This window comes from Candidatus Methylomirabilota bacterium (genome assembly GCA_035315345.1).
Classification (GTDB): domain Bacteria; phylum Methylomirabilota; class Methylomirabilia; order Rokubacteriales; family CSP1-6; genus CAMLFJ01.
Genome location: DATFYA010000109.1, coordinates 25,711 through 38,069 on the forward strand (window position 1 = coordinate 25,711; position 12,359 = coordinate 38,069).

At 70.3% G+C, this 12,359-nt stretch carries 13 protein-coding genes; 6 read left to right on the forward strand and 7 right to left on the reverse strand.

The genetic code is table 11. The annotated features are described in order from the left end of the window. Positions 1-101 precede the first annotated feature (101 nt). Both VKN16_15115 and VKN16_15120 read left to right on the forward strand, forming a co-directional pair. Positions 102-1,817, forward strand: coding sequence for an amidohydrolase family protein (locus tag VKN16_15115; protein HME95534.1), 1,716 nt, complete (start codon positions 102-104; stop codon positions 1,815-1,817). A 98-nt stretch (positions 1,818-1,915) separates the two neighbouring features. Then, positions 1,916-3,061: an amidohydrolase family protein gene (locus VKN16_15120; protein HME95535.1), complete on the forward strand. Its 1,146-nt coding sequence runs from the start codon at positions 1,916-1,918 to the stop codon at positions 3,059-3,061. Positions 3,062-3,082: 21 nt separating this feature from the next. Here the strand turns inward: VKN16_15120 and VKN16_15125 are convergent, their stop codons facing one another. Next, complete coding sequence (locus VKN16_15125; GenBank protein HME95536.1) at positions 3,083-4,276, reverse strand: DUF2279 domain-containing protein; 1,194 nt, start codon at positions 4,274-4,276, stop codon at positions 3,083-3,085. Between the two features lie 189 nt (positions 4,277-4,465). Between VKN16_15125 and VKN16_15130 the strand changes: the two genes are divergently transcribed. From VKN16_15130 to VKN16_15145, 4 genes are all read left to right on the forward strand, one after another. Next, entirely contained in the window at positions 4,466-4,813 is a 348-nt protein-coding gene (locus VKN16_15130; protein ID HME95537.1) for a YciI family protein, read from the forward strand. A gap of 122 nt (positions 4,814-4,935) precedes the next feature. Next, the gene (locus VKN16_15135) at positions 4,936-6,171 is read left to right on the forward strand and encodes a sigma-70 family RNA polymerase sigma factor (protein ID HME95538.1); all 1,236 of its coding nucleotides are present in this window, start codon (positions 4,936-4,938) and stop codon (positions 6,169-6,171) included. A gap of 104 nt (positions 6,172-6,275) precedes the next feature. After that, positions 6,276-6,983 (forward strand): cyclase family protein, encoded by a 708-nt coding sequence (locus VKN16_15140; protein HME95539.1) that lies wholly within the window; start codon positions 6,276-6,278, stop codon positions 6,981-6,983. A gap of 10 nt (positions 6,984-6,993) precedes the next feature. Next, the gene (locus VKN16_15145; protein HME95540.1) at positions 6,994-8,091 is read left to right on the forward strand and encodes a Zn-dependent alcohol dehydrogenase; all 1,098 of its coding nucleotides are present in this window, start codon (positions 6,994-6,996) and stop codon (positions 8,089-8,091) included. A gap of 37 nt (positions 8,092-8,128) precedes the next feature. Here VKN16_15145 and VKN16_15150 read toward each other — a convergent pair whose 3' ends face one another. The 6 genes from VKN16_15150 to VKN16_15175 are packed head-to-tail and all read right to left on the reverse strand — an operon-like array spanning position 8,129 to position 12,291. After that, a complete protein-coding gene (locus VKN16_15150) occupies positions 8,129-8,800 on the reverse strand; it encodes an amino acid ABC transporter permease (protein HME95541.1) in 672 nt (223 codons plus the stop codon). Further along, on the reverse strand, positions 8,788-9,468 hold the full coding sequence (locus tag VKN16_15155; GenBank protein HME95542.1) for an amino acid ABC transporter permease: 681 nt from the start codon (positions 9,466-9,468) through the stop codon (positions 8,788-8,790). The genes VKN16_15150 and VKN16_15155 overlap by 13 nt, the downstream gene beginning before the upstream one ends. A 7-nt stretch (positions 9,469-9,475) precedes the next feature. Then, entirely contained in the window at positions 9,476-10,216 is a 741-nt protein-coding gene (locus tag VKN16_15160) for an amino acid ABC transporter ATP-binding protein (GenBank protein HME95543.1), read from the reverse strand. A 12-nt stretch (positions 10,217-10,228) separates the two neighbouring features. Then, positions 10,229-11,077, reverse strand: a complete 849-nt coding sequence (locus tag VKN16_15165) for a transporter substrate-binding domain-containing protein (protein HME95544.1) — start codon at positions 11,075-11,077, stop codon at positions 10,229-10,231. 60 nt (positions 11,078-11,137) lie between these two features. Next, the gene (locus VKN16_15170) at positions 11,138-12,031 is read right to left on the reverse strand and encodes a DMT family transporter (GenBank protein ID HME95545.1); all 894 of its coding nucleotides are present in this window, start codon (positions 12,029-12,031) and stop codon (positions 11,138-11,140) included. Continuing rightward, on the reverse strand, positions 12,028-12,291 hold the full coding sequence (locus tag VKN16_15175) for a RidA family protein (GenBank protein HME95546.1): 264 nt from the start codon (positions 12,289-12,291) through the stop codon (positions 12,028-12,030). The genes VKN16_15170 and VKN16_15175 overlap by 4 nt, the downstream gene beginning before the upstream one ends. Between the last annotated feature and the right edge of the window lie 68 nt (positions 12,292-12,359).

The window sequence follows — 12,359 nt, forward strand, 5'->3', positions numbered from 1 at the left end:
TCCCATGGCCGATCTGCCGAGCGCGCGCCGCGGTTCGTGACATGCGGGTATACTCTGGCCGCCGTCGACATCTCGACCACGCTCGGCCGGAGGAGCTCGCCATGCTGGATCTGCTGATCAAGAGGGGTACGGTCATCGACGGCTCGGGCGCCACGCGCTTCGCGGCCGACGTGGGCATCTCCGACGGGCGGATCGTGTCGATCGGCCGCCTCGATGATCCGGCTCGGCGGGTCATCGATGCCGACGGACTGATCGTCGCGCCGGGGTTCATCGACGGCCATACCCACCTCGACGCGCAGGTCATGTGGGACCCGCTCGGCACCTGCTCCTGCTACCACGGCGTCACCTCGGTGGTCATGAGCAACTGCGGCTTCACCCTCGCGCCGTGCAAGCCCGCGGACCGCCAGTGGTACGCGAGCTGCCTGTCCTATGTCGAGGACATCCCGGCCGCGGCCATGGCCGCCGGCATGGACTGGACCTGGGAGACGTTCCCGGAGTACATGGCGGCGGTGGAGCGGCGGCCGAAGGGGATCAACTATGCGATGTACGTCGGGCACTCGGCGCTGCGCATGTACGTCATGGGCCGCCGCGCGCTGACCGACGCGGCGAGCGATGAAGAGATCCGCGCCATGACGCAGCTGATCCAGCAGGCGCTCCGCGCGGGCGCGGTCGGGGTCTCGACCTCGCTCACCCACACGCACCTCACCCCGGACGGCACGCCGGTCGCGAGTCGTCAGGCGGACTGGAAGGAGATCGAGGCGATCTTCGCCGCCATGGCCGAGCTGGACACCGGCATCTTCCAGTTCGGGCAGGTGCTCCTCTCGCACACCGCGAACGTCGCGTTCCTCGAGCGGCTCAAGCAGCTCGCGCTGGCCTATCGGCGCACCGTCATGTTCGGGCTGGTCGGCACGCGGCAGGGCGACGACCCGGTGTCCTGGCAGACGCAGGCCAAGGTGATCAAGGACGTGAACGAGGCCGGCGGCCGCATGTTCGGCCAGGGGACCACCCGCTCGATCAACGCCATCTTCTCCCTGAAGTCCTATCTCCCCTTCGACGTGCTGCCCGAGTGGCGGGCCGTCCGCTCCCTTCCGCTGGACGAGCAGCAGCGACTCCTGCGCGACCCGGCGCGGCGCCGCGAGCTCATCGCCGCGGAGCAGCGGATGAAGCCGAAGGACAACAAGCTCCAGGGCGGCGGCGCGGCGACGACCGATCCGCGCAAGCCCGACTACGGCAACCTCTTCGTGCTCAAGGGTGTCGACTGGAACGACCCGACCGTCGAGGAGCTCTCCCGCGAGCGGGGCACCCACCCGGTCGAGACCATCATCGACCTCTCGCTGGAGAATCCCGACCAGGTCTACGTCTGGCCCGTGGTGAACGAGCGGCCCGAAGACGTGCTCGGCATGCTCACGCACGATTTCACGCTGGCGACCTTCTCGGATTCCGGCGCGCACTCCGCGCAGGAAATGGGCTCGTCCCTCCAGACCCACTTCATCCACTACTGGGTGAACCGCCGGGGCGCGTTCACGCTGGAGCAGGCGATCCGCAAGATGACCCACGACAATGCGCGGGCCTTCGAGCTGCGGGGGCGCGGGCTGGTCAAGGAGGGCTACCAGGCCGACCTCGTGCTGCTCGAGGCGGATCGGGTACGGCCGCATCTGCCGAGGATCGAGAACGATCTGCCCGGCGGGGCCCGCCGCCTCGTCCAGAAAGCGGACGGCATTCGGGCCACGATCGTCAACGGCGTGGTCACGCTGGAAAACGGCGAGTCGACCGGGAACTTCAGCGGTCAGGTCCTGAAGGGCGCGCTGGCCGGGTAGCCCCCGGCAGTCTCCCGCCGCACGGGGCGGGCCGGAGTGCGGTAGGATCGGCCCGTCGCCGCCCCGCGGCGGAACTCGTCCATCGACCGGAGGATCACATGACCGACCGGCTCATCTCCTGCGACGATCACATGGATCTCAGCCAGCTCCCCGCCGATCTGTGGACCACGCGGCTGCCCGCGTCGCTGCTCGATCGGGCGCCGCATGTCGAGGAGCGAGACGGCCAGGCGGTGTGGGTGTGCGACGGCAAGGTCTGGGGTCGCTGGGACGGCAAGCCGCCCGCGACGGGCTCCGCGCGTGCGATCAAGGCGCTCTACAGCGCCTTCGACCGCGCGGGCATCCACGATCCGAGCGCGCGGCGCCCGGCCGTCGCCGAGCTGCGTCTGGCCGACATGGACCGTGACGGCGTCGCGACGCAGGTGATCTTCGGGCCGATCTTCCAGATCTCGACCGACGACCCGATGCTGCGCACCGCCTGTTATCGCGTCTACAACGACTGGCTGCTCGACTTCTGCAAGGCGGCGCCCGACCGGCTGATCGGCCTGCCGATGCTGCCGGAGACTCCCGGGGGCGCGCTCGCCGAGCTCGAGCGGCTACGGGCCAAGGGCGGCGTGCGCCAGGTGAATCTCATGATCGCCAACATCCAGCCCAAGCTGGACGACCCGGCCTGGGAGCCGCTCTGGCGGGCGCTCGAGGAGAGCGGCATCATCCTCTCCTGGCACATCACGGTGTTCGTGGGCAAGCCGGGCGATCGCGTCGCCAACAAGGCGGCGAGCGTCTTCGAGAACACCAAGTTCTTCCTCGGAAACTTCCTGGAGCCCTTCGTCGACCTGTTCGCCTGGGGGATTCTCGAGCGTCACCCGAAGCTGCGCATGGTGATGGCGGAGGCCGGCACCGGGTGGCTGCCGTGGCTGGTCGAGGAGCTCGACTACCGCCACTGGCGGCTGTGGGAGGCGAAGGAATTCTGGGCCGACAAGGGCGGCGCCGCGCTCGTCACGAAGCCGAGCGAGCTCTTCAAGCGGCAGATCTACGCGACCTTCCAGGAAGACCACGTGGCGATGTCGCTCATTCCGTTCTTCGGCGACGGCCACCTGCTGTGGGCGTCGGACTATCCCCACCCCGACAGCGTCTGGCCTCACTCGCGTGAAGCGATCGAGCGGCAGATGCGGCATCTCTCCCCGGAGATGCGCCGCAGGTTGACGCACGACAATGCGGCCGCGCTGTATGGGCTGGCCGGCGCCTGAGGGGCCACCGGGGCGTCGCGCCTAGTCGTAGTTGCCGGCGTTCGGGCCGTGCCACTTGCCGCGGTTCAGGTCCACCCGCATCCCGACCGCGGTGAAGGGGAACCGGATGTTGTCGGCGACGACGTGGAGCGGGTAGCCCCACCAGGTGCCGCGGCTGACCTTGAGGTCGAACAGGATCTGCTGGAGGTTGAGCCCGATCTCGAATCCGAGCTGGCGCTGGTGCTCCTCCGGTGGGTTGACCCGGTAGCCCTTGGCGTTGTAGGTCACCGAGAAGAGCAGCCAGCGGAGCGGCCCCAGGTTGACGCCCAGCCGCTCGCCGAGCCCGGAGAACTTGAAATCGGCGGAGTAGACGTCGTGCGTGTACGTGGAGCTGGGCAGATGGGACGTCCGCAGTCCCAGGAGGTCTCGGGTGTGGGTCAACGACAGCACGCCCGCCGCGGTGGCCCCCGCCGCGTCCATCGCGAGGTCTTCCCATGAGAAGCCGTGCCGCGTGAACCCGTCGCTCACCTCGTTCGCGAGCCCGGTGGTGAACGCGAGGCCGGCGCCCCAGAAGATCGCCTCCTTCTCCGAGTAGCCGATCATCTTGTAGGCGTCCTCGAACAGGCTGGCGATCACGTAGTAGTCGGTGAGGTGGGAGGCCTTGTCCGCACCGCCGTTGACCGTGTCTTTCCCGAAGAAGCCCTCGTGGTGGATCCGGAAGGAATGATTGGTGTTGTACGCGACCAGTGAGTTGGCGGTGACCGCCGCGATCGCGGTGACCGGGATGAGGACCGAGAAGAGGACCTGGTGGCGGTCCAGGAAGCTCCACCGCGGAACTTCGGTCTCGGCCCGGTCGAACCCCGTCGGAAACACTCGGGCCGTGAGCTCGGCCAGGGTCAGGCGCTGCGGCGCCTCGGTGGTATCGGCGGCGGCCAGCAGCCGATGCGGCGGGCAGGGCGGTGTCCCGGAAGCCGGTTCGTCGGACGGCCGCGGCGCTTCGGTCGGTCGGGGGCGACCCAGCCCGAGCCTCAGCGGGACGTCCGTCTCGAGGCCCGCCACGGCCAGCCACCGCTCGTGGTCGCCGAACTTCTCCGGCAGGAGGCGATACGCGGTCTCGCTCGACGCCGAGCAATCGGCGTCCACGGAGGCGGGGACGAAGGGCAGGCCGCCGTCCTGCGCGGCCAGCGGCCCGTGGCCCGCCAGCAGCAAGACGAAGCAAAGCCCGAGCGAGCCCATCGCTCGAGCTCCCGCCGATACACGTAGTCGCGCTATCACTGGTCGGTGAAGAGCCGAACCCGAGGGCTCGGTCGTTGGAGCGGACTCAGAGTACACCACAAGGCCGCGGAACCTCAAAAAAGGCCGGGGTCGACACGAGATGTCGATTTCCGGGGGTGGCCGACGTCGTACTGGTAAAGGAGGATGCACATGCGCTACCTGCTGCTGATCGGAAGCGACGACAAGAACCAGACCGCGCCGCCGAAGGCGGAGATGGAGGCCATCGTCCAGGGGCACGCCCGCTTCGCCCAGGAATTGCGGGCGACCGGCAAGATGGTGCACGCCGAGCGCCTCCGGCCGGACAGCGACGGCAGCCGTATTCGGGTCAAGGCCGGCCAGCGTCAGGTCATGGACGGGCCGTTCACCGAGACCAAGGAGGCGCTGGGCGGCTTCTACCTGATCGAGTGCGAGACCAGGGAGGAGGCGGTCGAGTGGGCCAAGAAGATCCCACTCGGTGAGGGCGGGTACGTCGAGGTGCGGCCGATCTGGCCGATGTAGCGATGGCCTGAGGCCGCGGTGCGGCCCGGGTCGGGACGGGCGTACCATGCGGACCCGTGGGAGCCACCGACCACGTAGAGAGGCCGGGAGAAGGAAGCCGCCCCGACGACGTGCGGGGGCGCGTGGCGGAGGTCTTCCGTCAGGAGCATGCGCGGGTGGTCGCGTCCATCCTCCGCACGATCCGCGACATCGACACCGCCCAGGAGGTGGTTCAGGAGGCCTTCGAGCAGGCGCTCTCGCACTGGCCCGCCAGCGGAATCCCCGATCGCCCGGGCGCCTGGCTGGTCACGACCGCGCGGCGGCGGGCGCTCGATCACCTGCGCCGCCGCCGCCGCGCGGGAGCGCGCGCGACCGAGCTCGCCCATCTCGCGCAGGACGCGACGCACGAGCCGCCTGACGTGGCCGAGCCCGACGACATCCCGGACGACCGGCTGCGGCTGATCTTCACCTGCTGTCATCCCGCGCTGCCGGCCGAGAGCCGGGTGGCGCTGACCTTGAGGCTCGTGGGCGGCCTCTCCACCGTGGAGATCGCGCGCGCCTTCCTGGTGCCGGAGCCCACGATCGCCCAGCGTCTGGTGCGCGCGAAGCGGGCGATTCGCGACGGCGGCGTCCCGTACGAGGTGCCCGAGGGCCTCGAGCTGGCGTTGCGACTCTCCCCGGTGCTGGCCGTGCTGTACCTGATCTTCAACGAGGGCTATGCGGCCCACAGCGGCCGGGACCTGCTGCGCGACGACCTGTGCGAGGAGGCCATTCGCCTCGGTCGCGTGCTCGCCGAGCTGATGCCGGACGAGCCCGAGGTCCTGGGACTGCTGGCCCTGATGGAGCTGCAGGCCTCGCGCGCCGCGGCGCGCACCGACGCCGACGGCAACCTGGTCCTGCTCGAGGATCAGGACCGGCGCCGCTGGGATCGGGCGCGCATCGGCCGCGGGCTCGCGCTGCTCGAGCGGGCGGGCGCGCGCGGGAACGCCGGCGCGGGGCCCTATCGGCTGCAGGCCGCGATCGCGGCCTGCCACGCGCGCGCGGCCTCGTGGGAGGCGACGGAGTGGGAGCGGATCGTGGATCACTACCGGGCTCTGGCCGCGCTGGCGCCGTCGCCGGTGATCGAGCTGAACCTGGCGGTGGCGGTGGGCCTGGCCGACGGCCCCGCGGCGGGACTCGCCGCGCTGGACGCGCTCGATGCGGCGGCGCTACGCGACTACCACCTGCTGCCCGCGGCCCGCGCCGATTTCCTGCGCCGGCTGGGCCGCTTCACGGAGGCCGCCGTCGAGTATCGGCGCGCCCTGCGCCTCGCGGACAACGCCCGGGAACAGGCGTTCCTCGCCGGTCGCCTGACCGCGTGCGAGGCGGCCGGCGGGTAGCGGTCCGTCCACGCCGCCGCCGACCGCGCTACAATGCGCGGGTGTGACGGCCGCCGCGCCAGAACGGTGCGAGAAGGCCGCGACCTCCAGGGAGGGAGACCCGCATGCGGATCGTGGACCTGAGCATGACCGTCGAGGAGTGTGACTCGGCGCCGTTCGCCAAGGATGAGTACTACTTCAAGCTGAAGCCGATCGTGACGTGGGAGGAGAAGGGCTTCGTCTCCAACGTGGTGGAGATGACGGTGCACGCCGGCACCCACATCGACACCCCGCACCACTTCTTCCGCGACATGCCGGGTATCGAGCAGCTGCCGCTGGAGGCGATGATCGGCGAGGCCATCGTCATGGACCTCACGTTCAAGGGCCGGGCGAACGAGCGCATCACGCCCGCGGACCTGGAGCGCGCCGAGCGCGCCCTGGAGGCGCAGGGCATCCACATCACCCCCGGAGCCACCATCTTCCTGCGCACCGACTGGCCGAAGGGCCACGTCACCACGGACCCGAAGTGGTGGGACGAGTCGCCCTGCCTCACCCGGGAATCGGCCGAGTGGCTGGTCGCCAAGCAGCCCAAGGTGCTCGGCTACGACTTCGCGCAGGAGGAGAAGGGCGCGGGCATCGGCTACGAGAAGGCGGGCGAGATCCTCCAGAGCAGCATGCCGGTGCACCGCACGATCCTGCCCAAGATCGTCTACCAGATCGAGAACCTCACCAACCTGGACCAGATCCCGTCGAAGGCCAAGGTGGTGGCCTTGCCCGCGAAGTGGAAGACCGAGTCGGCGCCGGCGCGGGTCATCGCGCTGCTGGACGACTGAGCGCGCCGCGATGGAGATCCGGGCCGCGGTCTGTCGCGCCACGCACGCGCCGGTGCCCATCGAGTCCATCGACGTCGACCGGCCCATGGCCCGCGAGGTCCTCGTCCGCACGGTGGCCACCGGGGTCTGCCACAGCGACCTGCACGTGGTGGACGGTGACGGCCGGTTCCCGCTGGATCGCGGGCTCGTGCTCGGCCACGAGGGCGCCGGCGTCGTCGAGGCGGTCGGCGAGCAGGTGACCACGCTGCGGCCGGGCGACCACGTGGTGGCCTGTCTCTCCGGCTTCTGCGGCAGCTGCGCGCAGTGCCTCAGCGGTCACCCGAACGTGTGCGTCGGCGGCGCGGTGGCCCGGAGCGCCGCGGCGCCGCCGCGCCTGTCGAAAAAGGGGCAGGGCATTCCCTCCTTCGCCGGCATCGGCAGCTATGCCGAGCGCATGCTGCTGCACGAGAACTCGGTGGTGAAGATCGACGACGACCTGCCGCTCGATCGCGCGGCCCTGGTCGGCTGCGGGGTGCTGACCGGCGTGGGCGCCGCGCTCCGCAGCGCGGGGCTCGAGGCCGGGCAGACCGTGGCCGTCTTCGGGTGTGGCGGAGTCGGGCTCTCGATCGTGCAGGGCGCCCGCATCGGCGGGGCGCGGCAGATCATCGCGGTCGACCGCTTCGAGAGCAAGCTCGAGATGGCCCGGCGGGTCGGGGCGACTCACACCGTCGATACCGCGAAGGACGACCCGGTCGCGGCGGTGCGCGCGCTGACCGGAGGCGCCGGGGTGGATCACGCGTTCGAGGCGGTCGGCAACGCGACGCTCGTGCGCCAGTGCATCGAGAGCCTGGCCGTCCGCGGCACCGCCACGATCGTCGGCGTGCTGCCGCCCGACGCGACGATCGAGTTCCCATGGATGGCCATCCGGCCCGAGTGCCGCGTGCAGACCTCCCGCATGGGCGGCAACCGGTTCCGCATCGACATCCCGCGGTATCTGGACTTCTATCGGCAGGGCCGGCTCTTGCTGGACGAGATGGTCACGCGGCGCGGCCGCCTCGACGACCTGAACGAAGCGTTCCGCGCCATGAAGGCGGGCGAGGTCGCGCGCACCGTCCTGATGTTCGACTAGCCCGCCCTCACCCCGAGGCAGCCGCTCCCTCGAACACCTAGCGCCCGGCCAGCGCGCGGTTCTCCAGACGGCTCAGCAGCCGCACCACCGGCCACAGCAGCACGAAGTAGATCAGCGCGGCCACCACGATGGGGGTGGGGCTGTAGGTGATGCTCTGCGCCTGTCGCGCCTGATAGAGCAATTCGGGCACCGCGACCACGCTGCCCAGCGCGGTCAGCTTCACCACCTCGAGCGTGTTGGAGAGCAGGTCCGGCAGCACGTTCCGCACCGCCTGCGGCAGCACCACGTAGGCCATGGCCTGCAGGCGCGAGAGCCCGGTGGAGCGCGCGGCCTCGAGCTGCCCGCCCGGGACCGAATCGATGCCCGCGCGGAGGATCTCGCCGTAGTAGGCGCCGGTGTTGAGGAAGAAGGCGATGGCCACGCAGACGAAGCCGCCCAGCTCGAGCCCGGCGAAGGGCAGGCCCGCGAAGAGCAGGATCAGCAGCACCAGGGGCGGGAAGGCGCGGAAGAAGTCGACCCACGCCATCAGCGGCCAGCGCACGAGGGGATTCCTCACGCTCGCCAGCAGCGCCACCATCAGCCCGCCGAGCAGCCCGAGCGGCACCACCAGGAGCGACAGCAGCACGGTGTTCCGCAGCCCGGCCAGGACGATCGGCCACGAGGCGGCGATGATCTCCGGGTTCAGGAAGGTCTGGATCAGCGCTTCCATGCGAACCGGGTCTCGATGAAGCGCCCCGCCACCACCACCGGGAAGAACAGCACCACGTAGGCCGCCGCGCCCATCATGAGGGGCGAGGGATTGTAGGAGTTGGACATCGCGGAGCTGGCCTGCCCCAGGATCTCGGTGACCGCGACCACGGTGCCGAGCGCGGTGCCCTTGGTGATGGCGATGGTGCGGTTGGTGAGCGGCGGGATGGTCAGCCGCACCGCCTGCGGCAGCACCACGTGCAGCAGGGTCTGGCCGAACGAGAGCCCGGTGGAGCGCGCCGCTTCCCATTGCCCTCGGGCCACCGAGGTGATGCCGGCCCAGAAGATCTCCTCGGAGAAGGCCATCAGCACCAGCGCGAGGGACAGCCAGGTGGAGACGAAGCCCGACGGCGAGACGTTGATGGCGGGGAGGCCGAAGTAGATCAGCACGATCACGACGAGCGGGGGCAGCGAGCGGAACAGGTCGACGATCCCGATGATGAGCCAGTTGAGCGGCCGGATGCCGAGGCTGCGCAGCAGGGCCAGGGTCAGGCCCGCCGCGATGCCGGTGACCACCACGAGGGCGGCCAGCTCGATCGTGACCACCACGCCGGACAGGATGTCCGGCAGGTAGCGCGCCATGACGCGGGTGTTGAAGAACGTCTCGACGAAGCGATCCCAGCGCGACACGGTCGGCTCAGTGCCGCTGGATCTGGCCGATGAACGTGCGGGTCCGCTCGTGGGTCGGGCGCTCGAAGATCACCGCGGGCGGGCCCTCCTCCACGATCGCACCCTGGTCCATGAAGAGCACCCGATCCGCCGCGTTGCGGGCGAAGCCCATCTCGTGGCTGACCACGATCATGGTCATGCCGCTCTCGCGCAAGGAGCGCATCACCTCGAGCACCGAGCCCACCAGCTCGGGGTCGAGCGCGCTGGTCGGCTCGTCGAACAGCATCACCCGCGGCTCCAGCGCGATCGCGCGGGCGATCGCGACGCGCTGCTGCTGGCCGCCGGAGAGCTGCCCCGGGGTGTGCGCGGCGCGGTCCGCCAGGCCGACCCGCGTGAGCGCAGCCCGCCCGAGGGTGTCGGCGTCGGCCCGCGACTTGCCCGCGACCTTGCGGAGCGCGAGGGTCACGTTGCCGAGGGCGGTCATGTGCGGGTAGAGGTTGAACGACTGGAAGACCATGCCGATGCGCTGACGGGCGTGGTTGATGTCCGTCCGCGGGTCGAGCATGTCGATGCCGTCCACCACGACGCGCCCGGCCGACGGCTCCTCCAGCCGGTTCAGGCAGCGCAGCAGGGTGGACTTGCCCGAGCCCGACGGGCCGATCACGAAGACCAGCTCCCGCTCGGCCACCGCGAGGTCGACGCCGCGCAGCACGTGGAGCGCCCCGAAGTGCTTGTGGAGCCCGCGGGCGTCGACGATCGGCCCGCTCATCTCCTCACGGGCTCAGTTGCACTTGAGCTCGTGCGGCGTCGGGTCGTAGCCCGGCATGCCCGGCACGCCGTAGCCGGGGGTGATCACCACCTCGAGGCCGTCGGGGGCCGGCTTGCGGCCGAACCACTTCTCGGACATCCGCGCGATGGTGCCGTCCTTCTTCATGCAGTCGAGCGCGTCCTGCAGCTCGGCGCGGAGCTTGGGGTTGCTCTTGGGGACCGGTGCGGCCCAGTGCGCGCGCGTGTCCTTCAGCTCGAGGTCGGCCACGAACTGGGGATTCTTCGACGCCGCGTACACGATGGTGGTGTTGCCGCCGAGCGTGGCGTAGGCGCGGCCCGAGAGCACGGCCTGCGTCGCGTCGGGCTGCGTGTCGTAGACCTGGACGGTGAAGCCGTTTTCGGCCGCCTTGGCCTTGGACATCGTCTCGTAGGGCGTGCCCTTGTTCACCGCCACCGACTTGCCCTTGAGATCCGCCCAGCCCTTGATCGGCTCCGAGCCCTTCTTGATGCCGAACTGGTAGGCGGTCCAGAGATAGCCCGCGGTGAACAGCATGTTCTCGGCCCGTTCCTTCGTCACCGTCGTCGGTGCCGCGATGAAGTCGTAGCGGCCGGCCTGCATGCCCGGAATCAGGGTCGAGAAGCTGACCGCGTCGATGGTGATCTCCCGCTTCATCCGGCGCGCGACCTCGGTGAAGAGATCGATCTGGAACCCTTCCACCCCGCCGCCCAGCTTGGGCATGGCGTGGGGGGCGAAGGTGCCGTCGACCCCGGTGCGGAGTGGCGGGAGCTTGTCCTGGGCGAGCGCGGGCCCCGTGCAGAGCAGCACGGCGGCGGCGATCGCGGCGATAGGACGTGACGTCATGTCGAGCCTCCTGGCGAGCGTGAAAGGCGGGCGTATGGTAGGAAGCTCACGCGCCCGCTGTCAACGCCTTCGATGACCCGAGGCCGGTCCCACCGGGCGGGCGCCTACCGGCCGCGCGACCAGGAACACGCCCGACGAGGCGATCACGAAGCCCAGCACGGCCAGCCGGGTCAGGGGCTCGTCGAGGAATGCCCACCCGACGATCGCCACGGTGACGGGCACCAGGTAGAAGTTCGCGGCCACCCGGCCGGCGGTCCCGTGGGTCAGCAGGTAGTAGTAGAGCGCCATCGCGCCGATGGAGACGGCGGCCACGTTCCACAGGACCGTGGTCACCGCGGCAGCGGTCCACACCGCGTGGGGACGCTCGAACGCGGCCATCGCGGCCAGGGTCAGGAGCGCGCCGGCCGCCACCTGCACCGCGGTGGCCGGCAGCAGCGGCACGTCGGCGCAGAAGCGGCGGAAGTACACGGTGCCGCCGGCCAGGCCGGCCACCCCGAGGAAACCGAGCAGGATCGCTCGCCATCCGGCCGGATCTCCCACCGCGTGGGGAGCGACGACCATGGCCACGCCGATGGTGCCCAGCACCAGGCCGAGCCACTGGCCGGAGCGGAGGCGCTCACCGAGCAGCGGCACCGCGGAGAGCGCGATCAGCATCGGGCTGAGCGACTGGATCAGCGCCATCACCGCGATGTTCTCGGTCACCATCCCCACGTGGAATGCCGAGAGGGTGACGCCGTTGACCAGCGCGCCGGCCACCGCGAGGTGCGCCCAGCGCCCGCGCAGCGATTCCCGGGCCCGCCGCGACAGGGCGACCGCCACGCCCAGGAGCGCGCCGGCCGCCACGAGCCGCACCCCCACGAAGAGCAGGGGGGAGACGAAGCGCAGCCCGACGCGCGCGGTGACGAACGACGAGCTCCAGAGCAGGATGAACAGGTAGGGAGCGATGGCGCTCACAGGACCGCGATCGCTTCCACCTCGATCAGGTAGTCGGGATGCGAGAGCGAGCTGACCTCGACCATCGTCGAGGCCGGGCCCCGCTGGCCGAAGAACTCGTCGCGGACCACGCGGAAGTCCATCCGCCGGCGGACGTCGGGCGCGTAGGGGACCTGACCGGCGAGGAACCGGATCGTCGGGGCTCCGGTGACCTTGATCGCCTGGCTGTAGCTGGGCGTGTCGTATACTCCGGGGGCGCAGAACTTCTGCAGCGGGGCCATGTCGTTCTCCTTCGGACATGTGGTGTGCATGTGGCGGCGCGGGTGACCCATTGTCGGGCGCGCGCCGG